The sequence below is a fragment of the Streptomyces sp. PTL18 genome (assembly GCF_059510295.1).
Genome location: NZ_JCAJZO010000001.1, coordinates 56,141 through 77,953, shown reverse-complemented (window position 1 = coordinate 77,953; position 21,813 = coordinate 56,141). Strand labels below are relative to the sequence as shown.

At 72.2% G+C, this 21,813-nt stretch carries 16 protein-coding genes and 3 pseudogenes; 11 read left to right on the top strand and 8 right to left on the bottom strand.

Features of this window, described 5'->3' with window-relative positions; all coding sequences use genetic code 11:
* Window positions 1-27 precede the first annotated feature (27 nt).
* From AC5WS8_RS00425 to AC5WS8_RS00405, 5 genes are read left to right on the top strand one after another with little or no spacing between them, the layout of a single operon-like run.
* Window positions 28-888, top strand: a complete 861-nt coding sequence (locus tag AC5WS8_RS00425; protein ID WP_496101202.1) for a bifunctional methylenetetrahydrofolate dehydrogenase/methenyltetrahydrofolate cyclohydrolase — start codon at window positions 28-30, stop codon at window positions 886-888.
* Window positions 885-2,168 (top strand): serine hydroxymethyltransferase, encoded by a 1,284-nt coding sequence (gene glyA / locus AC5WS8_RS00420; protein ID WP_496101201.1) that lies wholly within the window; start codon window positions 885-887, stop codon window positions 2,166-2,168. The genes AC5WS8_RS00425 and glyA overlap by 4 nt, the downstream gene beginning before the upstream one ends.
* The gene (locus AC5WS8_RS00415) at window positions 2,165-3,397 is read left to right on the top strand and encodes a sarcosine oxidase subunit beta family protein (RefSeq protein WP_496101200.1); all 1,233 of its coding nucleotides are present in this window, start codon (window positions 2,165-2,167) and stop codon (window positions 3,395-3,397) included. Before glyA ends, AC5WS8_RS00415 begins: the two co-directional genes overlap by 4 nt.
* Before the next feature lie 21 nt (window positions 3,398-3,418).
* The gene (locus tag AC5WS8_RS00410) at window positions 3,419-6,697 is read left to right on the top strand and encodes a sarcosine oxidase subunit delta family protein (RefSeq protein WP_496101199.1); all 3,279 of its coding nucleotides are present in this window, start codon (window positions 3,419-3,421) and stop codon (window positions 6,695-6,697) included.
* Window positions 6,690-7,292 (top strand): sarcosine oxidase subunit gamma, encoded by a 603-nt coding sequence (locus AC5WS8_RS00405; RefSeq protein ID WP_496101198.1) that lies wholly within the window; start codon window positions 6,690-6,692, stop codon window positions 7,290-7,292. The genes AC5WS8_RS00410 and AC5WS8_RS00405 overlap by 8 nt, the downstream gene beginning before the upstream one ends.
* A gap of 303 nt (window positions 7,293-7,595) precedes the next feature.
* Here AC5WS8_RS00405 and purU read toward each other — a convergent pair whose 3' ends face one another.
* The gene (gene purU / locus AC5WS8_RS00400; protein WP_496101197.1) at window positions 7,596-8,468 is read right to left on the bottom strand and encodes a formyltetrahydrofolate deformylase; all 873 of its coding nucleotides are present in this window, start codon (window positions 8,466-8,468) and stop codon (window positions 7,596-7,598) included.
* Window positions 8,469-9,383: 915 nt separating this feature from the next.
* On the opposite strand from purU, the gene AC5WS8_RS00395 reads away from it, so the two are divergent.
* Entirely contained in the window at window positions 9,384-9,617 is a 234-nt protein-coding gene (locus AC5WS8_RS00395; protein ID WP_496101196.1) for a hypothetical protein, read from the top strand.
* Between the two features lie 17 nt (window positions 9,618-9,634).
* On the opposite strand, the gene AC5WS8_RS00390 is transcribed toward AC5WS8_RS00395, so the two are convergent.
* The gene (locus tag AC5WS8_RS00390; protein ID WP_496101195.1) at window positions 9,635-9,766 is read right to left on the bottom strand and encodes a hypothetical protein; all 132 of its coding nucleotides are present in this window, start codon (window positions 9,764-9,766) and stop codon (window positions 9,635-9,637) included.
* A gap of 371 nt (window positions 9,767-10,137) precedes the next feature.
* Here AC5WS8_RS00390 and AC5WS8_RS00385 point away from each other — a divergent pair.
* Window positions 10,138-11,657: pseudogene (locus AC5WS8_RS00385) on the top strand (hypothetical protein).
* Between the two features lie 121 nt (window positions 11,658-11,778).
* A pseudogene (locus tag AC5WS8_RS00380) lies at window positions 11,779-12,874 on the top strand (vWA domain-containing protein); the annotation flags it as partial.
* A gap of 57 nt (window positions 12,875-12,931) precedes the next feature.
* On the opposite strand, the gene AC5WS8_RS00375 reads toward AC5WS8_RS00380, so the two are convergent.
* Window positions 12,932-13,264, bottom strand: a complete 333-nt coding sequence (locus AC5WS8_RS00375; RefSeq protein ID WP_496101194.1) for a MarR family winged helix-turn-helix transcriptional regulator — start codon at window positions 13,262-13,264, stop codon at window positions 12,932-12,934.
* Between the two features lie 90 nt (window positions 13,265-13,354).
* Here AC5WS8_RS00375 and AC5WS8_RS00370 point away from each other — a divergent pair, with 90 nt between their 5' ends.
* Complete coding sequence (locus AC5WS8_RS00370) at window positions 13,355-14,164, top strand: SAM-dependent methyltransferase (RefSeq protein WP_496101193.1); 810 nt, start codon at window positions 13,355-13,357, stop codon at window positions 14,162-14,164.
* 148 nt (window positions 14,165-14,312) lie between these two features.
* On the opposite strand, the gene AC5WS8_RS00365 is transcribed toward AC5WS8_RS00370, so the two are convergent.
* The gene (locus AC5WS8_RS00365) at window positions 14,313-15,641 is read right to left on the bottom strand and encodes a glycoside hydrolase family 3 N-terminal domain-containing protein (protein ID WP_496101192.1); all 1,329 of its coding nucleotides are present in this window, start codon (window positions 15,639-15,641) and stop codon (window positions 14,313-14,315) included.
* Between the two features lie 274 nt (window positions 15,642-15,915).
* Between AC5WS8_RS00365 and AC5WS8_RS00360 the strand changes: the two genes are divergently transcribed.
* Entirely contained in the window at window positions 15,916-16,743 is an 828-nt protein-coding gene (locus AC5WS8_RS00360) for an SAM-dependent methyltransferase (RefSeq protein ID WP_496101191.1), read from the top strand.
* A gap of 122 nt (window positions 16,744-16,865) precedes the next feature.
* On the opposite strand, the pseudogene AC5WS8_RS00355 reads toward AC5WS8_RS00360, so the two are convergent.
* Window positions 16,866-17,202 (bottom strand): annotated as a pseudogene (locus AC5WS8_RS00355) (LacI family DNA-binding transcriptional regulator); the annotation flags it as partial.
* Between the two features lie 234 nt (window positions 17,203-17,436).
* Here AC5WS8_RS00355 and AC5WS8_RS00350 point away from each other — a divergent pair.
* Entirely contained in the window at window positions 17,437-18,066 is a 630-nt protein-coding gene (locus AC5WS8_RS00350; RefSeq protein WP_496101190.1) for a 2'-5' RNA ligase family protein, read from the top strand.
* A 163-nt stretch (window positions 18,067-18,229) separates the two neighbouring features.
* Here AC5WS8_RS00350 and AC5WS8_RS00345 read toward each other — a convergent pair whose 3' ends face one another.
* From AC5WS8_RS00345 to AC5WS8_RS00335, 3 genes are all read right to left on the bottom strand, one after another.
* A complete protein-coding gene (locus AC5WS8_RS00345; RefSeq protein ID WP_496101189.1) occupies window positions 18,230-19,744 on the bottom strand; it encodes a DEAD/DEAH box helicase in 1,515 nt (504 codons plus the stop codon).
* A gap of 56 nt (window positions 19,745-19,800) precedes the next feature.
* Window positions 19,801-20,004 carry a cold-shock protein gene (locus tag AC5WS8_RS00340; RefSeq protein ID WP_496101188.1) on the bottom strand — a complete coding sequence of 68 codons (204 nt, stop codon included), beginning with the start codon at window positions 20,002-20,004 and terminating at the stop codon, window positions 19,801-19,803.
* A gap of 567 nt (window positions 20,005-20,571) precedes the next feature.
* A complete protein-coding gene (locus tag AC5WS8_RS00335) occupies window positions 20,572-21,774 on the bottom strand; it encodes an erythromycin esterase family protein (RefSeq protein WP_496101187.1) in 1,203 nt (400 codons plus the stop codon).
* Window positions 21,775-21,813 lie beyond the last annotated feature (39 nt).

Here is a 21,813-nt window from a genome sequence, read left to right as displayed (position 1 = left end):
GCCGGCCCTGCGGAAGGAGCACCACGGATGACCGCACGAATCCTCGACGGCAAGGCGACCGCCGCCGACATCCGCAGTGAACTCGCCGAGCGGGTGGCCAGGTCGACCGCCACCTCCGGGCGGCAGCCGGGCCTCGGCACCGTTCTGGTCGGCGACGACCCCGGCAGCCACGCCTATGTGGCCGGGAAGCACCGCGACTGCGCGCAGACCGGCATCGCCTCCCTCCGCCGCGAACTGCCCGCCGGCGCCACCCAGCAGCAGGTCGAGGAGGTCATCGACGAACTCAACGCCGACCCGGCCTGCACCGGCTACATCGTCCAGCTCCCGCTCCCACGCCACCTGGACGCGAACGCCGTCCTCGCGCGCATGGACCCGGCCAAGGACGCCGACGGACTGCACCCCGTCAACCTCGGTCGGCTCGTCCTCGGCGTCGACGCCCCGCTGCCGTGCACCCCGCGCGCCGTCGTCGAACTGCTCCGCCGCCACGAGGTGCCGATCGCCGGGTCGCGCGTGTGCGTCGTCGGGCGGGGCATCACGGTCGGACGGCCGATCGGACTGCTGCTCACCCGCCGCTCCGAGAACGCCACCGTCACCCTCTGCCACACCGCAACCAAGGACCTGGCCCGGCATGTGCGCGAGGCGGACATCGTCGTCGCGGCGGCCGGCTCGCCCGGACTGATCACCAAGGACATGCTGCGCCCCGGCGCGGCCGTCCTGGACGTCGGCATCACCCGCACCGAGCAGGGGCTCGTCGGCGACGTCCACCCGGAGGCCGCCCAGGTCGCCGGATGGGTCGCCCCCATGCCCGGGGGAGTGGGACCCATGACCCGCGCCATGCTGCTCGCCAACGTCGTCGAGGCCGCCGAGAGGAACGCGAACCCCGTATGAACGCGCTGAACACCCCGCTGGCCCAGCTGGACCCCGAGGTCCACGCCGCCCTCCGCGCCGAGCTGCACCGCCAGCAGTCCACCCTCGAAATGATCGCCTCGGAGAACTTCGCGCCCACCGCCGTGATGGAGGCGCAGGGCTCGGTCGCGACCAACAAGTACGCCGAGGGCTACCCCGGCCGCCGCTACTACGGCGGCTGCGAGCACGTCGACGTCACCGAGCGCCTGGCCATCGAACGGGTCAAGTCCCTGTTCGGGGCGGGCTTCGCCAACGTCCAGCCGCACTCGGGCGCCCAGGCGAACACCGCCGTCTTCTTCGCCCTCCTCCAGCCCGGCGACACCGTCCTCGGCCTCGACCTCGCACACGGCGGCCACCTCACCCACGGCATGCGGATCAACTACAGCGGCAAGATGCTCGACGTCGTGCCGTACCACGTCTCCGAGGCCGACCACCTCATCGACATGGACGAGGTGGAGCGACTCGCCAAGCAACACCGCCCCAAGATGATCATCGCCGGCTGGTCCGCGTACCCGAGGCAGCTGGACTTCGCGGCCTTCCGCCGAATCGCCGACGAGGTGGGCGCCCTGCTCATGGTCGACATGGCGCACTTCGCGGGCCTGGTCGCCGCCGGGCTGCACCCCAGTCCCGTCCCTCACGCCCACGTGGTCACCACCACCACGCACAAGACGCTCGGCGGCCCCCGCGGCGGAGTCGTCCTCACCGACGACGCCGACCTCGCCAAGAAGATCAACTCGGCGGTGTTCCCCGGTATGCAGGGCGGCCCCCTGGAGCACGTCATCGCGGCCAAAGCGGTGTCCTTCAAGGTCGCGGCATCGCCCGAGTTCGCCGAACGCCAGGCCCGCACGCTCGCCGGCGCCCGCATCCTCGCCGAGCGCCTCACCCGGCCCGACGCGGCCGCGGCCGGAGTGAAGGTGCTCACCGGCGGCACGGACGTCCACCTCGTCCTCGTCGACCTGCGCGACTGCGAACTCGACGGAAGGCAGGCCGAGGACCTCCTCCACGAGATCGGCATCACCGTCAACCGCAACGCCGTCCCCTTCGACCCGCGCCCGCCCATGGTCACCTCCGGCCTGCGCATCGGCACCCCCGCCCTCGCCACCCGTGGCTTCACCGAGGAGGACTTCGCCGAAGTCGCCGACGCGATCGCGCTGGCACTCCAGCCCGATCCGGACCTGCCCGCCCTGCGCGCCCGCACCCGGACGCTGGCCGCCAAGCACCCGCTCTACCTGCACCTTTCGGAAGACGAGGACGTCCGATGAGCCCCCGCACCCCCGGCGCCGACCTCCCCGACCACCCGGACTGGCTCTGGCGCGACCCGGAGCCCAGGCGGTCGTACGACGTGGTGATCGTCGGCGGCGGCGGACACGGCCTGGCCACCGCCCACTACCTGGCGAAGAACCACGGCATCACCAACGTGGCGGTCCTGGAGAAGGGCTGGCTCGCCGGCGGCAACATGGCCCGCAACACCACGATCATCCGCTCCAACTACCTGTGGGACGAGAGCGCCGGCATCTACGAGCACGCCCTCAAGCTGTGGGAAGGGCTGGAGGAGGAGCTCGACTACCCGATCCTCTTCTCCCAGCGCGGCGTGCTGAACCTCGCCCACAGCCTGCAGGACGTGCGTGACAGCGTCCGCCGGGTGGAGGCCAACCGTCTCAACGGAGTCGACGCCGAGTGGCTCGACGCCGGTCAGGTCAAAGAGGTCTGCCCCATCGTCAACACCTCACCCGACGTGCGCTACCCGGTCCTCGGCGGCACCTACCAGCCGCGCGCCGGCATCGCCAAGCACGACTACGTGGCCTGGGGCTTCGCCCGCTCGGCGGACGCCGCCGGCATCGACATCATCCAGAACTGCGAGGTCACGGACCTGGACGTGGTCGGCGGCCGGGTGGTCGGCGTCCGGACCACACGCGGCCCGATCGCGGCCGGCAAGGTGGCCCTGTGCTCAGCCGGTCACACCTCGGTCCTCGCCGCCATGGCAGGCATCGAACTCCCGCTCCAGAGCCATCCGTTGCAGGCACTGGTCTCCGAACTCCTGGAGCCGGTCCACCCCACCGTGGTCATGTCGAACGCCGTCCACGTCTACGTCAGCCAGGCGCACAAGGGCGAGCTGGTGATGGGCGCGGGCATCGACGCGTACAACTCCTACACCCAGCGCGGCGCGTTCCACATCATCGAGGAGCAGATGTCCGCCGCCCTGGAGCTCTTCCCCGTCTTCGCCCGCGCCCACGTGCTGCGCACCTGGGGCGGCATCGTCGACGTCAGCCCGGACGCCTCACCCATCGTCGGCCTCGCCCCGGTCGGCAACCTCTACCTCAACTGCGGCTGGGGGACAGGCGGCTTCAAGGCCACTCCGGGCGTCGGCTGGGTGTACGCCCACACCATCGCCCACGACACCCCCCACCCCCTGAACGCCCCCTTCTCGCTCGACCGTTTCACCACCGGCGCGCTCGTCGACGAGCACGGCGCGGCCGCGGTGGCCCACTAGGACCACGACAGGAGCCGAACCATGCTGCTCATCCCCTGCCCGTGGTGCGGGCCCCGCGACGAGGCCGAGTTCCACTACGGCGGCCAGGCCCACGTGCCCTACCCCGAGGACCCCGCGGCCCTCACCGACGAGGAGTGGGCGCGGTACCTGTTCTTCCGCGCCAACCCGAAGGGCCCGTTCGCCGAGCGGTGGAGCCATGCGGCGGGGTGCCGCAGGTGGTTCAACGCGGTGCGGGACACGGCGACGAACGAGATCCTCGCGGTGTACCGGGCGGGGGAGCCGCGTCCGGAAACAGTGGGGCCGCGCCCGGTCACCTCTCAGCCGCGTCCGGCACGACCGGCCCGTCCGGAGGCGCCCCCTGTGGGGGAGCTCGAGGACGAGGCCGTTCAGGCCGAAAGGGGGTCCGGAGGCGCAGCCCACAGCTGGGGGGAAGGGGCGGGCAGGGGCGGCGGTGGCGCTGCATCCGTCAGCGGCTCCGCCACGGGCCCATCGTTCCGCCATCCCACCGGCGGCCGGATCGACCGCGACGCCCCCCTCTCCTTCACCTTCGACGGCACCGAATACCAGGGCTACCGAGGCGACACCCTCGCCTCGGCGCTCCTCGCCAACGGCGTCATCGCGGCAGCGACCGGCATCAAGCTGGGCCGCCCCCGCGGCATCTTCTCGGCAGGCGTCGAAGAGCCCAACGCGGTCGTCCAGATCGAGGCTCCCTTCCCCGAGCCCATGCTCCCCGCCACGACCGTCGAGCTCTACGACGGCCTGGTCGCGAGCAGCCTCCCCGGCCAGGGCCGCCTCGCCACCGAACCCGACCCCGCCCGCTACGACGCCGTACACGCCCACTGCGACCTGCTGGTCGTCGGCGCCGGCCCGGCAGGCCTCGCAGCCGCGGCGGCGGCAGCGAGGAGCGGTGCGCGCGTCATCCTCGCCGACGACCAGCCGGAACCCGGAGGCAGCCTGCTCGGCACCGGCGAGCACCTCGACTGGGTGCAGGCCACGCACGCACGCCTCGACGCCGCCCCGGAGGTACGCGTTCTGCGCCGCACCACCGTCTTCGGGTACTACGACGACAACCACCTCCTCGCCGTCGAGCGCCGTACCAACCACCTCGGCGCCCACGCACCGGCCCACGTCTCCCGCGAGCGGGTCTGGCGGATCCGCGCCCGGCGCGTCGTCCTTGCGACCGGCGCCCACGAGCGCTCGCTGGCCTTCGGCGACAACGACCGCCCCGGCGTGATGCTGGCCGCCTCGGCCCGCACGTACCTGCACCGGTACGCCGTTCTGCCCGGTCGGCACGCGGTCGTGTTCACCACCAACGACAGCGCCTACACCGCCGCGCTCGACCTGGCGGCGGCGGGAGTGGACATCGCGGCGATCGTCGACACCCGGCCCGAGCCGGGGCAGTGGGCCGAGCGCGCCCGGTCCGCCGGGATCGAGGTGCTCGCCGGGCATGCGGTCATCGGCACCGGCGGCGCAGCCCGCCTGACCGCCGTGACGGTCGCCCCGTACGGGGGCACCGCGGGACAGCGGGAGTTCGCCGTCGATCTGCTCCTGGTCTCCGGCGGCTGGAACCCGGTCGCGCACCTGTTCAGCCAGGCGGGCGGCAAGCTCCGATACCACGAGGTGCTCGGCACGTTCGTGCCCGACAGCTGCCGTCAGGCGGTGGAGGTTGCGGGCGGCGCCAACGGGGCCTTCGACCTCGCCACCGCCCTCGCGCAGGGCGCGGCGGCCGGCGCCCGCGCGGTCGAGGCGGAGGGCTGTACCGCCGAGGCACCCGCCCTCCCGACCGTGGCCGCCCAGCCGCACACCCCGCCCATGCAGGTGTTCACCGTCCCCACCTCCACCGGCGCCCCCCGGTTCGTCGACCTGCAGCGCGACGTCACGGTCGACGACCTCGCGCGGGCGACCGGGGCGGGCCTGCGCTCGGTGGAGCACACCAAGCGCTACACGACGGCGGGCACCGCGAACGACCAGGGCAGGACAGGGGGTGTCCTGGCGAGCGGGGTCGTCGCCGAACTGCTCGGCGTGGACCTCTCGGCGCTCGGCCTGCCCACCTTCCGGCCGCCCTACACCCCCGTCTCCTTCGCCGCCCTCGCGGGACGCGACCGCGGCGCCCTGCACGACCCGATCCGCACGACCGCCCTGCACGGCTGGCACGTCGAGCACGGCGCCCTCTTCGAGAACGTCGGGCAGTGGAAGCGACCCTGGTACTACCCGCAGGACGGCGAGGACATGGAGACCGCCGTGCTGCGCGAGTGCCGCGCCGCCCGCGAAGGGGTGGCCTTCATGGACGCCTCCACGCTCGGGAAGATCGACGTGCAGGGCCCGGACGCCGCGCTCTTCCTCGACCGGCTGTACACCAACATGATGAGCACCCTGAAGGTCGGCATGATCCGCTACGGCGTGATGTGCCGCCTGGACGGCATGGTCTTCGACGACGGCACGGTCATCCGGCTCGCCCGGGACCGCTTCCTGGTCACCACCACGACCGGCAACGCGGCAGCCGTCCTTGACTGGATGGAGGAGTGGCTGCAGACCGAGTGGCCCGAACTTCGGGTGCACTGCACCTCGGTCACCGAGCAGTGGGCCACCGTCGCGCTGGTCGGTCCCCGCTCCCGCGAGGTCCTGGGCTCACTGGCCCCGCGACTCGGCGTCGGCAACGAGGACTTCCCCTTCATGGCGTGGCGCGAGACGGCCGTCGCCGGCATCGAGGCGCGTGTGTGCCGGATCAGCTTCTCCGGCGAACTCGCCTACGAGATCAACGTGTCACCCTGGGACGCCCTCGCCCTGTGGGAGGCCCTCCACGAGGCAGGCGCCCCGTACGGCATCACCCCGTACGGCACCGAGACCATGCACGTCCTGCGCGCGGAGAAGGGCTACCCGATCGTCGGACAGGACACGGACGGCACGGTGACCCCGCAGGACCTCGGCATGAGCTGGGTGGTGTCGAAGAAGAAGCCCGACTTCGTCGGCAAGCGCTCCTACGCCCGTGCCGACACCGTTCGCCCCGACCGCAAGCACCTGGTCGCCCTGCTCCCGGACGACACCGGCACCCTCCTCCCCGAGGGCACCCACCTGGTCGCCGACAGCGAACTGCCCGCCCCACCCGTCCCGATGCTCGGCCACGTCACCTCCAGCTACCGCAGCGCGGCGCTCGGCCGGACGTTCGCGCTCGCCCTGATCAAGGGCGGCCGGGACCGCATCGGCGAACGCCTCTACGCGCCGGTCGGCGACCGGGTGCTCCCGGTCACCGTCGCCAGTCCCGTCCTCTACGACCCCGAGGGAGCCCGCCGCGATGGCTGACACCGCCCTGACCGACCGGCAGCGCAGCCCCCTCGCGCATGCCGCCGACCGCCTGGCCGCCGCGACGCGTTCCTGCGGGGGCGCGGTACGCCTGGCCGAACTCCCCTTCCTGACCCAGGTGAACGTCCGCCTCGACGCCAAGAGCCCGGCGGCGGACTCCGTCGGACTCGCCCTGGGACTCCCACTGCCCCTGGAATCCGACACGGTCGTGCGCGCGGGCGACCTCACGGCACTGTGGCTCGGCCCCGACGAATGGCTCGTGGTCGGCCCGCCCGGCGCCCAGCGGGAGCTGGAGAGCCGGATCCGCTCGGCGGCCGGGGACGACCCCGTCTCCGTCACCGACGTCTCCGCGCAGCGCACCACCCTCCTGGTCGCCGGCCCCCGCGCCCGCGACCTGCTGTCCCACGGCTGCTCACTGGACCTCCACCCGCGCGCCTTCGGCCCCGGCCGCTGCGCCCAGACCACACTGGCCCGCACCCAGGTCGTCCTGGTCGCCCGCGACGAGACCAGGGCGGGGTTCTGGTTGATGGTGCGCTCCTCCTTCGCCGGCTACCTGGTGGACTGGCTGCTGGACGCGGCCGTGGAATACGAGTGAAGGCCTGCGTGCGACGGACCCGCCCTTCACGGGAACCAGCGCCTCCCGGCTGACCTTCGCGAGGTGACCGGCGACCTCGCCGCCCCGGCCCCCTCCGGGTGCTGGGCGGTGGCCGCCGGCTGCGAAGGGCGTCCGTCGTGTGCCGGTGCACGATGCGGCCTCGAGGCCGACGCGTTACGGGGACCGCTCTCGGGGTGCCGAGGCGGGTGGGCGGCGCTTCCCGACGCACATGCGCAGCACCTCCACGGACAACCCCGTGGAGGTGCTGCGCATGCCGTGCGGGCTCCGGTGCCGCTCGGCGCTTCAGCGGAAGACGACCGTGCAGTTGCCGTTGACCAGTACGCGGCACTGGCTGTGCCACTGCACGGCACGGGCGAGTACCTGGGCCTCGACGTCACGGCCCATGGTGACCAGATCGTCAGGGGCGTGCGAGTGGTTCACGCGGACGACGTCCTGCTCGATGATCGGGCCTTCGTCGAGGTCGGGCGTGACGTAGTGCGCCGTGGCCCCGACGAGTTTGACGCCGCGCCGGTGGGCCTGCACGTACGGCCGCGCCCCCTTGAAGCTCGGCAGGAAGGAGTGGTGGATGTTGATGGCCCGGCCCTCGAGCTGCTTGCACAGGTCGTCGGAGAGGATCTGCATGTACCGGGCGAGCACCACGAGGTCGATGTCGAGTTCGTCCACGAGGCGCAGCAGCCGGGCCTCCGCCTCCGCCTTGGTCTCGGGTGTGACCGGGACGTGGTGGAAGGGGATGCCGTAGTTCTGCGCCAGTGACTCGAAGTCACGGTGATTGGAGACGATCGCCGGGATCTCGATGTTGAGCGCGCCCGTGGACTTGCGGAAGAGCAGATCGTTCAGGCAGTGGCCGAACTTCGACACCATGATCAACGTGCGGGTGGGAGTGGACGCGTCGCGCAGCTGCCAGGTGATCCGGTACGCGTCGGCGACCGGGCCGAAGCCGGTACGCAGGTCCTCCGGTGAGACGACGGGATCCGTGACGTCGAAGTGCACCCGCATGAAGAAGCGGTCCTGCAGTCGGTCGTCGAACTGCTGGCTCTCCAGGATGTTGCCCGAGTGGCTGACGAGAAAGGTCGTCACGGCGTGGACGAGACCGGCCCGGTCAGGGCACGAAAGGGTGAGGACGAACTCGCGTCCGGGCTGCGGTCGAGGGGACATGACATCCTCCCTTGATGCGCATGGCGCAACTATGTGAGTGATACGCAACATGCTCCAGTCAAGGTGGCTGACTGGTCAAGAGGGTGGTGCGGTCGAGCTGCCGGGGACCCTGAGCTCGAAGAACCCGGCCGACCCGCAGCGGTCACGGCGCTGGCCGGAGTGGAGCGGGCGTGGCGGTGGCGAACACGGCAAGTGATCACTGATGCGACGGGGGAACCGGATCGGTGCGGTTCGGTCCGGACAGGAGTCCCTGCGTGCGGCCGTGAACGCCTCGATGGGCTGCGCGGGCACGCCCGTCACGCGTTCGACGTCGTCGGACGCTCGGTCGCAGCGGTCCTCGCCGTGAAGGTGGGCCGTGCCGGCGATGTGCTCGTCGGTGTGCGGCGGCAAGCCCACCGGTGGCGAGCACTCCCGTACACCACTGCTCCAGCGGCACGTCCACCCAGGACACCGGACGCCCCGGCCCCCGTGAGTACTCCTCGGCCATCTCGTTCCCGACCGTGCGTGGCCCCGTCAGCTCGTACACCTTCCCCGTGTGCGGGGCCGGCTCGCGGAGCACGGTGGAGACCACACGGGCGACGTCCCCGCACGGCGACCGGTGACGTGCGCCCGGTGCCGAACGGCAGCACGCGATCGCCGGCCGCCATGGATCGATCTCCTCCGCTCGGGTCGATGGTCGCACGGACGGACGCCCCGGCCGCCACCAGGTGGATGCGTCCCCGGGCGCGATCTGCCGGACGGGCGGTGGTGGGATCGCGGCGATGTCGTCCTGCCCGCTCCGGCTCGTCACCGCCGCGGCGCAGTCGTGGAGGTGCGCCCGCAAGCGGAGCGGGCCGTGAGGCGATCTTCAGCCTCATCCCGCACGCTGAGCTCGAGAGGCGATCGTCCTCACCTACGAAGGAAAGGGAAGCGCCAATGGCCAGCAGCACGGAAACAGGCGACGTCACCGGCACCAAGGACAAGGACTACAACCTCATCTGGTTCCTCGAAGCCTGCCTGAACAACGCCCTGCGACTGGAAACCTACATCCAGGACGCCGAACGGGAGAACGACACCGAGCTCGTCGAACTGTTCCGCAAAGCCCAGGCGGACAGCCGCAAGGGCGCCGAGCTCGGCAAGCAGCTCCTGCGCACCCGGCTCGGCGGCTGACACGGCCGGACCAACGGTCATCCTGCGTGCGTCGTCTCGCTCTGCGGCGGAGGTGAGGGCGGGGGAGGGAAGAGGAGATCCTCGAGGGCGTCCAGCACGAACGCCACCAGGAGCAGGATCACCGGGACGAGCAGGGCTATCACGATCACGGTGCCTCCCTGACGGAGCGGTGAGCACAGCCGCGGCGCATCAGCAACCGTTCGCACTCAGAATGCACCCGCCCGGGGGTGCACCGCACGCCGGGGGCCGGGACCGTATCGGCCGATCGGGTGGCCGCCCGCCCGCCTGGACGGGGCGTCCCGGACGTACGGTCGAAGTCATGACGACGCCGGCGCCCGGCAACCGGCCCGGGCGGTGCCGGATCGATCGCGGCGCGGCTCGCCCGCGACGGGAGCCCGTGGAAGGCCGACGACAGGTGCATAAGGACTGACAGGCTGCCATCGGGCTGCCTATGATGCACGGGAATGAAGAACAACTTCCCGTGTGGATTGGGGGAATCGTTCGCGCAAGGTGAGTGCTGATGGCACACCACGTCGCGAACCTGATTCCGGCCCGCCTGTTGATGTGGCAGCGCGTGCGTGCATACGCTGTGCCACCGTCCATGATCGAGACTGCGACCGCACGGCGTGCGGTCGGTGACTGGGCGGGGGCCTGTGCTGCCGCTCGGGTCGACGTCGATCTCGATCTGCGCGCCGTGCGCTTTCGCCACGGCATCGATCTCGCCACCCATCTCCGTGCAGACCTGCGCGCTCTGACGCCGGATCTGCTGCGCTGGCACATGCCCCGGATCGCCCCCCACGGGCGGCTGCGCCCCGGTGTCACCGTCTCCCTGGCCACATACCGGAGGTCCGGCGCCCCGCCGCTGCATCTGGTGGTGCGGACTCCACCCGCGTGGGCGGACGCCGCACAGCGGATGTCCCTGGCCCTGTGGGAGGGGTCCGGAAACGACGCCGCAGGGCACCATCCGCACCCGCATCCCGACCGGCGCTTCCGGCTCGACCTGCACCGGCATCTCTGGGACGCCGGGCGCAGCGGTGAACTGGCGCGGCGGTGCGGTGCCGGCGGGGCACCGTCCACGGCGTCGCCCGGGCCGTCCCGCGCTCCTGGCCTTCCGGTCCCGCCGACCGGGCGGACCCGCCGGATCGGCCGGCCGGCCCTGATCGGTCCACCGTGCACCACTCCTCGTGGGCGGCGGCACGCTGGGCCGCCGAGGCGGAGTTGCTGTTGCGGGCCGAGGGGCGCCCTCGCGGGGCCTTCACGGTGCGGTTCGGTGCGCGCAGCCGCGCCGTGCTCGAACTCGTCGCCCCCGACGACAGTCACGCCCCGACGTTCAGGCCACTGCAAGAGGCGCTTCCGCCGCAGGAGGTCGCGGCGCTTCCGGTGCTACCGGAGGCGGCGGCCCGGGTGCTTCCCGATCTGGAGCTGCTGCGGGCCGGTCTGGTCGCGGCCGAGCGACTGCATCCGCTCGTCGCCGCAGCCCTGCCGGTGTCCGGGTCCGCACCGGTGTCCGGGCCCGCCCCCGCGCCCGGCGATCCGCACCGGGTGGAGTGCCGGGGCGCGGTCCACCGGATCGCGCTGCGGGACGGGGCACTGACGGCGGTCGATCACGACCCTGCCCAACTGCGCCGCGAGGACCTCCTGGTGGCGCTCGGCGGACCGGCTCTGCCCTGCCTGCGCGCGATCGACGCGGTGCACCGCAACCCGGAGGCACTGCCGGCGGTCCGGGAACGGCTGGGCCACGGCGACATCGCCGGGGCACTGGCCGTGGTCGAGGGGCTGCTCGGTCTCGCTGCGGTTCTGCGCGACGGGCCGCTCCAGGAGGAACTCGAGTCCGCCGCGGCCCGCCGTATCGAGGAGGGGCTCTTCCGCGCGGGGCTGGTCGCCGTGCATCCCGGTGCCGGAGCCGCCGGGGGCGGGAACGTCTCGGGCGCGGGGCAGGCGGGATCGGGCCATCGTCCCCGGCTCGACCGCCGCGCGCCTGTCGACATGCGCAGCAAGCGCAGCAGCCGGGCCCGGCCCCGCACCGGACTGCCCCGCTGACCCACCGAAGTCGCCGTCCCGCGCCGCGCGTTCCGCGCCCGCGCGCTCTCACGACCTCCGGGACGGGCCGTCCCGTCCCGTCCCCTACTGAACCCCAGGTGATGCCCATGACCTCCAGTACTTCGTGGCGCGCACCCCGGTGGAGGAACTGGCGGGCGTCTGGGTGCATGAGGTCTCCCATCTGCTCCGGGACCACCACGGGCGGGGCGAGAGGTACGCACGCGAGTACGAGGAGCACGGACCGGGCGAGCGAAGCGAGACGGGGGTTCCCCCGACCGAGGGCTGGCGGAGGCTGCGGCGCAACATCGCCGCCGACTTCGAGATCAACGACGACACCTACGGTGACGGGCTGCCCGTGCCTGCCGGGGCGGTGCTGCCGTCTCTGCTGCGGCTGCCCGAAGGGCTGCTGATGGAGGAGTACCTGCGTACGGCGTCGATGTCCGGGCTCGCCGCGGACCTGGCCTGGCTGGACTGCGGCAGTGGCGCCGACGGGCAGCACCGGCCGTGGGAGCTGGGGCCCGACGGGGCACACGGGCTGAGCAGGCAGCAGCGGGACGCGGTCCGCTTCCGGGTCGCGGAGGGGATCAAGGGCCGACCCGGCGACGCGCCGGAGGGGTGGCGCCGATGGGCGGACGAGGCGTTCCATCCGCCCCAGCCGTGGCGGCAGTTGCTGGGGGCGGCGGTCCGCTCGGCGGCGAGTGCCCCGGGGATGGGCGAGGACCACAGCTACCGACGTCCGTCCCGGCGCTCGGCCGGTGTCCCCAAGGTGCTGCTGCCGAGCCTGCGCCGTACGCCGCCCCGGGTCTGCGTCGTGATCGACACCTCCGGGTCGGTGAGTGACGGGGAACTGGGCAGCGCCCTGCTGGAGGTGGCGGAGATCTCGCGGGCGGTGGGCGGGCGGCGCGACCTGGTGTCGGTGATCTCCTGCGACGCGGCGGCCGGGGTCGCCGTCCCGCTCTGCCGCGCCGAGAGCCTCGCCCTGGTCGGTGGCGGGGGAACAGATCTGCGCGCCGGTTTCGCGCGGGCGCTGCGCTCCCGGCCCCGCCCGGACGTGATCGTCGCCCTGACGGACGGTCAGACGCCGTGGCCCTCGGCAACCGCCCTGTCGTACCGTCGTCGGTCTCTTCCCCCGTCCTGCCCGCGCCGCGGACGAGGAGGACCCCGACTACGTCCCGGACGCCCCACCGCCCTGGGCGCGCGTCGTCACCATCGGCTGAGCAAGCGGCGGCGCGGCACCACCCCTGGCGCCGGAGGGCAGGGCCCCGGCGAGCCGCTCACCGGCAGCAGCAGGTCCCCGAGTTCGTCGGGCAACGCGATGCGGCGCGGCGGCCGGCGCGGGCGTGCACGGCCTGGCGTGCCCGGTCGGTCAGGCGTACCAGGGTCCGGCGGCCGTCGCCGGGGTCGGGAAGCGCCTCGAGCAGGCCGCGTTCACACAGGTGGCCGACGGAGGCGGAGACACGGCTCTGAGCGAAGCCGGTGCGCGCGACGATCTCCCGGATGGAGCGGTCGGCGGAGCGGAACGCATGGGCGATCACGGCCGGCTCGCCCGGCGTGAGCGACGTCGGAGCGGCCTGTCGGACGGTGTCACGGCCAGGTCGGTCAGACATCCGCCGAGTCCGGGCAGCAGCACTCCGTCCACGGCCACGGCCCGAATACGTCGTCACAGGTGTATCCCCTGCGATGTACTGTCGAGCCTCATGACGAACTCGCAGCCGTTGAGCGCCGTGTCGAGGACGGCTCTGGCCGTGGCCCGGGCCCGGGCGCAGGAGAGCGCAGCCGGCAACGCCTTGTTCGACGATCCGTACGCCGCGGCCTTTCTGGCCGCCTCGGGAGAGCCGCTACGACGGCGGCAGAGCCCTGGTCCGCTGGCGCGAGCCCTGAAGGTCCAGACAGTGATCCGGACCCGCTTCTACGACGACCGGCTCCTCCGGTCCGGCTGCGACCAGATCGTCCTCCTCGCAGCCGGACTGGACACCCGCGCCTACCGGCTCTGCTGGCCACCCGGTGTCCGCCTGTACGAGATCGATCTGCCGCCGGTCCTCGAGTTCAAGCACCGCGTCCTGACAGCGGAGTCCGCCGTGCCCCGTTGTGAGAGAACCGCCGTCCCCGCAGACCTGCTGAGCACCGGGTGGGCCGACCGACTGGTCGATGCGGGCTTCGACCCGGGCCGGTCGACCGCCTGGCTTGTCGAGGGCCTGCTGGTCTACCTCACCGAAGAGGAGGCGGCCGCAGTGCTGTCCACCGTCGGTGAACTGTCGGCCCCCGCCAGCCGACTCACCCTGGAGCGAGGACGCAGCGGAAGAACCGCTCTTCACGATCCCTCCATCGCGCACATCACCTCCCTGTGGAAGGGCGGCCTGGGCTCCGGCACCGCCGACTGGCTCGACGACCACGGATGGCGCACCGAGTTCCACCCACTCGACATCGTCGCGGCCCAGTACGGCCGGCCCATGGACAACCCGTCCGGCACCGGCTTCGTCACGGCCCTGCGAGCCCCCACGCGCTAGTGCCGCAACAGGCGACGTTCGCCCGTCAAGGAGCGGCGTCCGGTGCGTGCTCTGGGGGCACCCCCTGCTGGAGGAGCTTGGGGGAGCGTGCCGGGCGTCGCGCCGGGGCGAACGTCGCCTGTTGCGGCACCAGGTCGACGACCGGCGCTCATGTGCAGACGAGCAGGCCCGCGTCGCGCTTCGCGGCGAGGATCCGGTGAACACTGTCGTCCACCTGCGCCCGGAACGAGGCGTCCTGCCGCATCCGGGCCTGAACCGCCTGCGCCATCGCCGGTACGGTGTCGGGACGTACCGTCAGGATCATGTTCCCGCCCGCCGCGAGGAAGTCGACCGCCCGTTGCGCAGGCGTGTAGGACCGTACCGCGACCGCTTGCCCGAGGTCGTCGGAGATGACGACGCCCCTGAAGCCGAGTTGGGTGCGCAGCAGCCCTCCGATGATCTTCGGCGAGAAGACCGCCAGGTGTGCGGAGTCGATTCTGGTGTACTTGGCCAGCGAGACCATCACGAACGGCGAGCCCGCCCTGATCCCGCTACGGAAGGGCGTGAGACTGGCGCTGGAGGCGGTCGTCACCGAGTCCACGACGTTCGCGGTGGTGTCGCTGTTCCCGAGCACCTGACCCAGCCCGGGAAAGTGCTTCAGCGTGGTCATCACGCCGGCCCGCGCGAAACCGGCGGCGAAAGCGCCGCTGTGCGAGGTCACCGTGTCGGGAGTGTGCCCGTATTCACGGTAGTAGCTGCCGATGGGCCCGTTGCGGGTGCCCAGGCTCGCCGGCACGACGTCGGCGACGGGGGCGAGGTCGAGGTCGACCCCGGCGGCCTTCAGCTGGCCGGCCCACTCGGCGGCCCGGCTGCGCAGCGTCGTGGGCGACCAGCTGCCCTGGGTCAGCGCGTTGGGAATGGCCGAGAATCCGGGGCCGCTCAGCACCTGCACCTTGCCGCCCTCCTGGTCGGTGGCGACCAGCATCCCGACTCGCCGCCCGGCGACCTGGTCGGCCTGCCCCCGCACGCCGTCCACCAGCTTTCTGGTGGCCTTCGTACCGGCGCTGCTGCGCCCGGTCAGCATGAGCGACCCCACGTGGTGGTCACGCAGAGTCCGCAGCTGTGTCTGGTCGGGACGGGCCGCGGACACCCCGCCCATGAAGAGCTGGCCGACCCGTTGCGCCTGGGTCATGCCGGAGAACAACCGGTCGACGCAGGCGGCTGCGGGCACCGAGGAGGCGGCACCGGTGGGAGCCGAGGGAGCACGGCCGGTGGCCGAGGCGGTGCCGCTGGCCGTGGCGCGGCCCGGCGGGCGACCCTCGTTCGGACGGGTTTGCGAGCCCTGGCCGGCGGTGGCGGACGGGAGCGGGCTGCGGGGGTGCACCTGTGCGGGCGGTTCGCCGCAGGCGGCCGCGGCCAGCAGCAAGGTGACCAGCGGCACGGCGGTGCGCAGGGCGGCTGAGCGGCGGCTTCCACGCGGTCGGACACGTGCTGTCACGGATGGTGCTCCTGACCTCGGCGCTGTCTTCGGACCACGGGGCCACACCCTCGCTCCCGGCGCGCTGCCGTGCGCCGATCGGCCCCGCCCCCGATGTCTGTCACGCTACGCCTCCGCGCCTTTGCGCGCGCCTCATGCCGAAGTGGCGGACCGGTGTCACCGTGCGGGGTCGTCACGCTACACGACGTCACTACGGCGCGGCGCCCGCCCCACCACGCAGGACACGGTCTTGAGAATTCCAAGTCATGGTCGGCGGGCGGTGTCTCAGGGGAGGATGGTTGCCATGACGGATGAAGGCTCCTCGATCGACCCCAGCAAGCCCAGTATCGCCCGCGTCTACGACTACCTGCTCGGCGGCAAGGACAACTACGCCGTCGACCGGGAGGTCGGCGACGTGTTCAAACGTGACCTTCCGGGCTCGATAGCGATCGCCTTCGCCAACCGCGCAGCCCTGACCCGGGCGGTGCGGGAAATCGCCACGACCACCGACGTACGGCAGTTCGTCGACCTGGGGAGTGGTCTTCCGACCGCCGACAACGTCCACCAGGTCGCGCAGCGGTACGCTCCGGAATCCCGGGTCGTGTACGTCGACATCGACCCACAAGTGCTGGTCCACGGGCGCGCACTGCTGGAGGAGAACGACCGGACCAGGGTCGTCCCGGCCGACGTACGCAACCCCGAAGACGTCCGTACCCACCCGGACACCCTGGCACTGATCGACTTCGACCGCCCGGTCGCCGTCATGTTCAGTGCCATCCTTCACCACGTCAACGACGAGGAAGACCCGGCTGGAATCGTCCGCTACTGGTTCGACCACGTCCCCTCCGGGAGCTACTTCTTCGTCAGCCACTTCCGTTCCGGCAACAACCCGGAGACGGTTGAGGCCGAGAGAGTCCTTCAGCAGACGTTCGGCCGCGGCCGGTGGCGCACCGACGAGGAGATCGAATCCCTGCTGGATGGCCTGGAGATCCTCGACCCCGGGATCGTCCCCGCGTCCCTGTGGCGTCCTGACGTGGTCGACAGCCGGTGGAACAGCGGCGGCGCACGGGAGCTCACCGTCTGGGAGCATCTCATCGCCGCCGGGCTGGCCCGGAAAGCCTAGGACCGGTCAGGTTGCGCCGGCCGCCGGGGGGCCGAGGTCGGTGCGCTGGCGGAGCAGGCGTGGCTCGATGCCGAGGAGCTGCATCTCGTACAGTCCCCCGCGACCCTGCGTGGTTCCGTCGTGCCGTCCACGCCCTGCTCCAGGAGCGATTCCACGGCGGCGGCGCTACCGTCGGCCGGCCGTTCGGCGTGTTGACCACACGGAGGGCGTAGCCGCAGTTCCGAACGGCTCGCTCGATGGGCACGAGCAGCGAGGCGGTTCCGTACCCGGCTGTGCCCAGAAGGACCACCCCGATGGAACGTGTACGTCCGGAAGCCGGCACACGGGCCGCGTTGTCGAGCCGGCAGCCCAGTTGCTCGGCGGCTCGCAGGACGCGTCGTCGCGCGTCGTCGGAGACGTAGGGCTCGTTGTTGAGGACCCTCGACACGGTTTGCGCGAGACGCCGGCCGCTCTTGCCACGTGGGCACTGCGCGGCGGGGCGGGGGTCCGCCCCGCCCCGCCCCGCCCCTCGTGTCATGAGTGCCTCCTCGGCGCCGAGTTCCGGAGTCCCGCGAGGTCAGTCGTGTGACCGCGCGGTCATGTCCACGCAGGGTGCGCGCGTACGGCGAGGGAGAGCACATGGTTTTTCCGTCTCGGACTGCCGGCAAAGGCGCACCGCGTATGTCGTTCCCGGTCGTCGGTGAGTGTGGGACGGTGCGCGGGCCGATTTGGGACCATGGCCAGGTGAAGGGGAATCCGGTTTTCGGTGGGGCCGAGCCGGTAGATGCGCTGGAGGCAGCGCCGACGCCGCGGACGGCGGTGGCCTGGTTGCCGCCGCGGGAACTCTGGCCGGTGATTCAGGACATCCGCTGGGAGCACGACCCGCAGGTACGGCGGTGGCCGCCGCATGTGAATGTGCTGTTCGGCTTCGTGCCGGAGGAGGAGTTCGCGCGGGCCGTGCCACTGCTCTCCGCCGGGGCGGCTCAGACCACGGTGTTCGCGGCGCGCCTGGCCGGTGTGCGCTGCTTTCGCCACCGGCACTACGCGACGGTGTGGCTCGATCCGGCCGCAGCGGGCTCGGCTCCGTGGGCCCGTCTCCACCGGGAACTGGGGCTGAGGTTCCCGCGCTGCCGCGGCCGCGGAGGCCGCTTTACGCCGCACCTGTCTCTGGGCCGTACCCGGGAGCCGACGCTCCTGGCGGCCGAGTGCGCCGCCCGGCTCGGCGCGCTGTCGGCAGTGGTCGAGGAGGTGGTGGTGCTGTCCCGGCGCGGCGAGGAGCCCATGCGACCCCGGGCCGTGATCGCCCTGGGGACCGGCGAGGTCCGCCTGCCGCAGGAGCGCTGACCCGCGCAGCGGATTCCGCCGCCCCGCACACCGCGGCAGCGCCCCCGTAGCCCTGCCCGGGCCGGCAGCGGGCCGAACGCGGCGGCAGGCGCACCCTGCACCGGCGGACGTGGGGGTCGCGGTCGTCTGCGACCACTCCTCTGCGCGACTCGAGGACGAACGCCTACGAAAAGTCGTCACCGGGGCCGGCGTTGCCCGGTGCGCCAGAGCCTCGGCGGCCGGAGCCGCGGCCGCGGGTGCCCGCAGCGCCGCCCGTGGCTCCGTCGGCCGCCGCCCGTCGGCCGGATCCTCGGACAGCCTTCCCGGGGGCGGCGCCGTCCCCCGGACGGGCCGCGGACCGACGGCCCGAGCTGCGACCGCCCGCTGCGACGGCACCGCCCGTGGTCCCGCCGGAACCCGTCCGTCGACCAGAACCCCGGCCGCCGGTTGCGGAGGCGTCACCGGATGCCTTCGCCCCGGCCGCGCCCCGGCGATCGGAGCTCCGGCTCCCCGTCCGGGTGGCGACATCTGCCGCCGCTTCGCCCCGGGCGCCGTTGCGGCGTCGGGGGCCGGATCGCCTGCCGGGCTTGCTGCCGGTCTGCCGGGCCGGGCGGGATGCCGCCGGTGTCGCCGGCTGGGGGACCTCGATGGTGACCGCCACGCCGGAAGGCTCGCGGGCGCCGGTGATGGTGGCGAGTTCCGCGTCGCTCGACGTGATGCGGGCCGTCCGGGGGCGGATGCCCGCATCCGACATGAGCCGGGTGACGTCCCGTTTCTGGTCCGGCAGGACGAGCGTGACCACGCTGCCGGAGCCACCGGCGCGAGCCGTGCGGCCGCCCCGGTGGAGGTAGTCCTTGTGGTCCGTGGGGGGATCGACGTTCACCACGAGGTCGAGGTCGTCGATGTGTATGCCCCGCGCTGCGACGTTCGTCGCCACCAGCGCGGTGACCTGCCCGTTCTTGAACTGTTCCAGGGTGCGGTTCCGCTGCGGCTGGGAGCGGCCTCCGTGCAGTGCCGCTGCCCGGACACCGGCGGCCAGGAGCCGCTTGGCGAGCCGGTCGGCGGACCGCTTGGTGTCGAGGAAGAGGATGACCCGGCCGTCGCGGGCCGCGATGCGCGTGGTGACGGCCTTCTTGTCGGTCTCGTCCTGGATGTGGAGCACGTGGTGCTCCATGGTGGTCACCGCTCCCTGGGACGGGTCCACGGAGTGCACCACGGGGTCGGTCAGGAACCGCTGCACCAGGGTGTCGATGTTGCGGTCCAGGGTGGCCGAGAAGAGCATGCGCTGCCCGTCGGGCCGTACTTGCCGGATCAGCTTGGTGATCTGCGGCAGGAAGCCCATGTCGGTCATCTGGTCGGCCTCGTCCAGCACCGTGACGCGTACCTGGTCGAGGATGCAGTCCCCACGTTCCACGAGGTCGTTGAGCCTCCCGGGACTCGCCACGACCACCTCGGCGCCGCGCCGCAGCGCATCGGCCTGCTTGGTGATGGACAGCCCGCCGACCACGGTGGACAGCCGGAGGTTCACGGCCGCCGCGTAGGGGGTCAGCGCGTCCGTCACCTGCTGGGCGAGTTCACGGGTGGGCACCAGCACCAGCGCGAGGGGGGCCCTGGGCTCCGCGCGCAGTCCGGCCGTGCGGGCGTCGGCTTCTGGGACCTGCGGGACATGCAGTTGTCTGCCTTCCTGGGGACAGCACAAACCGGGGTCCGCACCATGACGGTGCGGACCCCGGTGAGCGGATACGCGTACGGCGATCAGGCGGGGACGATGTTCTCGGCCTGCGGGCCCTTCTGGCCCTGCGTGACGTCGAAGGAGACCCGCTGGCCCTCGTGGAGCTCACGGAAGCCCTGCGCCGCGATGTTCGAGTAGTGGGCGAAGACGTCGGGGCCGCCGCCGTCCTGCTGGATGAAGCCGAAACCCTTTTCGGCGTTGAACCACTTCACGGTTCCCTGTGCCATGACCTTCTCCTTCTGTAGGCAGAGGCCCCATCCGGAGATGCCGGTAAACGAACAATGCGCCTGAAGGAGAAACATTCCCGTCAGGCGCACATGGGTTCATGGGTACCACAACTGCAACACGAAGACCGTAGCACACCTCGGCGTCCCGTGGTGGATCAGCGAGGCGTGCGCCGGGGTTCCACACAGCTTCCGACGGCGCGGCGCGCCTCGCAGCCGGGGAATGCCGGCCCGGCGCCGGAAGACCATGGCGCTCGTCGCGGCCCGCCGCGCAAGCCGCACACGCCGCACTGGACATCGAGGTCCCCGTGATGGCGCCGGCCGCACAGAGACGACGTGGTCGAGCCGCCGCGCGTGTTGCGCGACCCCCTCCTGCCCGGCATCCCGCACGCGGCCCTGACCACACCTCCGACGCCGGCCGCCTGCTCCCTGCGGAAACCCACGGCGCCGTCGCGACGGCAATCGGAGACTTCCTCACGGCCATCCGGCGCCGACCACACGGAGAAGCGCTCGCCCCGCCGTGGCGGACCGCCAAGGCCTGGGGCCTCCAGTGCGGCCCCTTGCCCGGCGCTATGTCCGCCGGACGTCCTTGACGAACACGATCCCGTCGTTCTCGGCCAGGTGTGCCGGGTCGAGCGGGGAGTAGCCGAACCACGGGGACACGCGGGGGGCAGGCCGCGTGTCCCCGAGGACGGCGGCCAGCCGGGGCGCGTCGACGACGCATCCGTCCTCCGCAAGCCCGTACAGGAGGCCTTCGACGGTGTCGGGCGGCGGTGTGTCCACTCCCCGGTGCCGGATCGTGCCGAGGGCCGTGGCCAGGTAGGCGTACCGCCCGCCCAGGTGGGCGCTCACGAGCGCGCCGGCGCTCCACCACTCCACCGGCCCCTCCCACAGCTGCATCACGCTCTTGCCCCGCTGGAGATGGCCGTTGTGGCCGTGGACCAGCGCCGGGCTGCGTTCGGCGACGGCGAGGAGGTTGTGGGCCATCATCTGGTCCCGCAGGCCCACGAGCCGGGTCATGCGGGCCTGCGAGGTGTCGGCCATCCAGTGGTGGTAGCGCAGCAGGCCGGTCGCGGTGCGCCCGTACATGCGTGCCCGGTCCCAGTCCTCCCGCGAGGTCGCCGTGATCAGGTGGGGTGTCTGCTCGTCGAGCAGCGCCACCAGATCGTCGGCGACCAGCCGCAGCTCCCCGGCCTCGGCCGACTGCCCCACGGACTGGGCCGGGTCCATCATCGCGGCGGGATCGGTCCACCGGTCGTCCGTGCCGAGCAGGTGGTCGAGCGCTTCCGCCGTGCAGGGAAGCAGGTCCACGTCCACCCGGGCCGAGAGGTAGCCGTGGAGTGCGGTGAGGGCCTGCCGGGGGCTCGCGGCGCCGGTTATCTCCAGCGGGCCGTCGAAACCGGCGAAGCGGAGCCGTTCGCATGCGGGCAGGCCGTCGTTGTACGCGCGCATCCAGCGCACCAGCTCGCGGTTGGCCGCGGATGTTCCCCACCCGTGGCTGAAGCCGCGCTCCATGACGTCGTCGAGGGCGCCCGCTCCCGAGGTGACGTAGGCGTCCACGACCAGGCCCTTCATGCAGTCGCTCTCGATCGCGATCGTCCGGTACCCCTCCTGCTCGACGAGTTGCCGGAACAGTTCGTTGCGCAGTTCGAGCAGCGTGTCCTCACCGTGGGTGGGCTCGCCCAGCGCGAGCAACTGCGGCTGGGCCGGGAGCAGTCGCATGACGGCGGCAGCCTCGACGGCATGCGCGGTGTCCTTGATGTCAGTCGCCACGGCTTCAACGGTATCGTTGAACACCCGGTTGAAACTTTC

Coding starts and splice junctions, on each gene's coding strand:
- AC5WS8_RS00395 (WP_496101196.1), top strand. CDS start 9,384: ATGGCCAGCAGCACGGAAACAGGCGACGTCACCGGCACCAAGGACAAG.
- glyA (WP_496101201.1), top strand. CDS start 885: ATGAACGCGCTGAACACCCCGCTGGCCCAGCTGGACCCCGAGGTCCAC.
- AC5WS8_RS00410 (WP_496101199.1), top strand. CDS start 3,419: ATGCTGCTCATCCCCTGCCCGTGGTGCGGGCCCCGCGACGAGGCCGAG.
- AC5WS8_RS00425 (WP_496101202.1), top strand. CDS start 28: ATGACCGCACGAATCCTCGACGGCAAGGCGACCGCCGCCGACATCCGC.
- AC5WS8_RS00415 (WP_496101200.1), top strand. CDS start 2,165: ATGAGCCCCCGCACCCCCGGCGCCGACCTCCCCGACCACCCGGACTGG.
- AC5WS8_RS00370 (WP_496101193.1), top strand. CDS start 13,355: ATGACGAACTCGCAGCCGTTGAGCGCCGTGTCGAGGACGGCTCTGGCC.
- AC5WS8_RS00375 (WP_496101194.1), bottom strand. CDS start 13,264: ATGTCTGACCGACCTGGCCGTGACACCGTCCGACAGGCCGCTCCGACG.
- purU (WP_496101197.1), bottom strand. CDS start 8,468: ATGTCCCCTCGACCGCAGCCCGGACGCGAGTTCGTCCTCACCCTTTCG.
- AC5WS8_RS00340 (WP_496101188.1), bottom strand. CDS start 20,004: ATGGCACAGGGAACCGTGAAGTGGTTCAACGCCGAAAAGGGTTTCGGC.
- AC5WS8_RS00360 (WP_496101191.1), top strand. CDS start 15,916: ATGGTTGCCATGACGGATGAAGGCTCCTCGATCGACCCCAGCAAGCCC.
- AC5WS8_RS00405 (WP_496101198.1), top strand. CDS start 6,690: ATGGCTGACACCGCCCTGACCGACCGGCAGCGCAGCCCCCTCGCGCAT.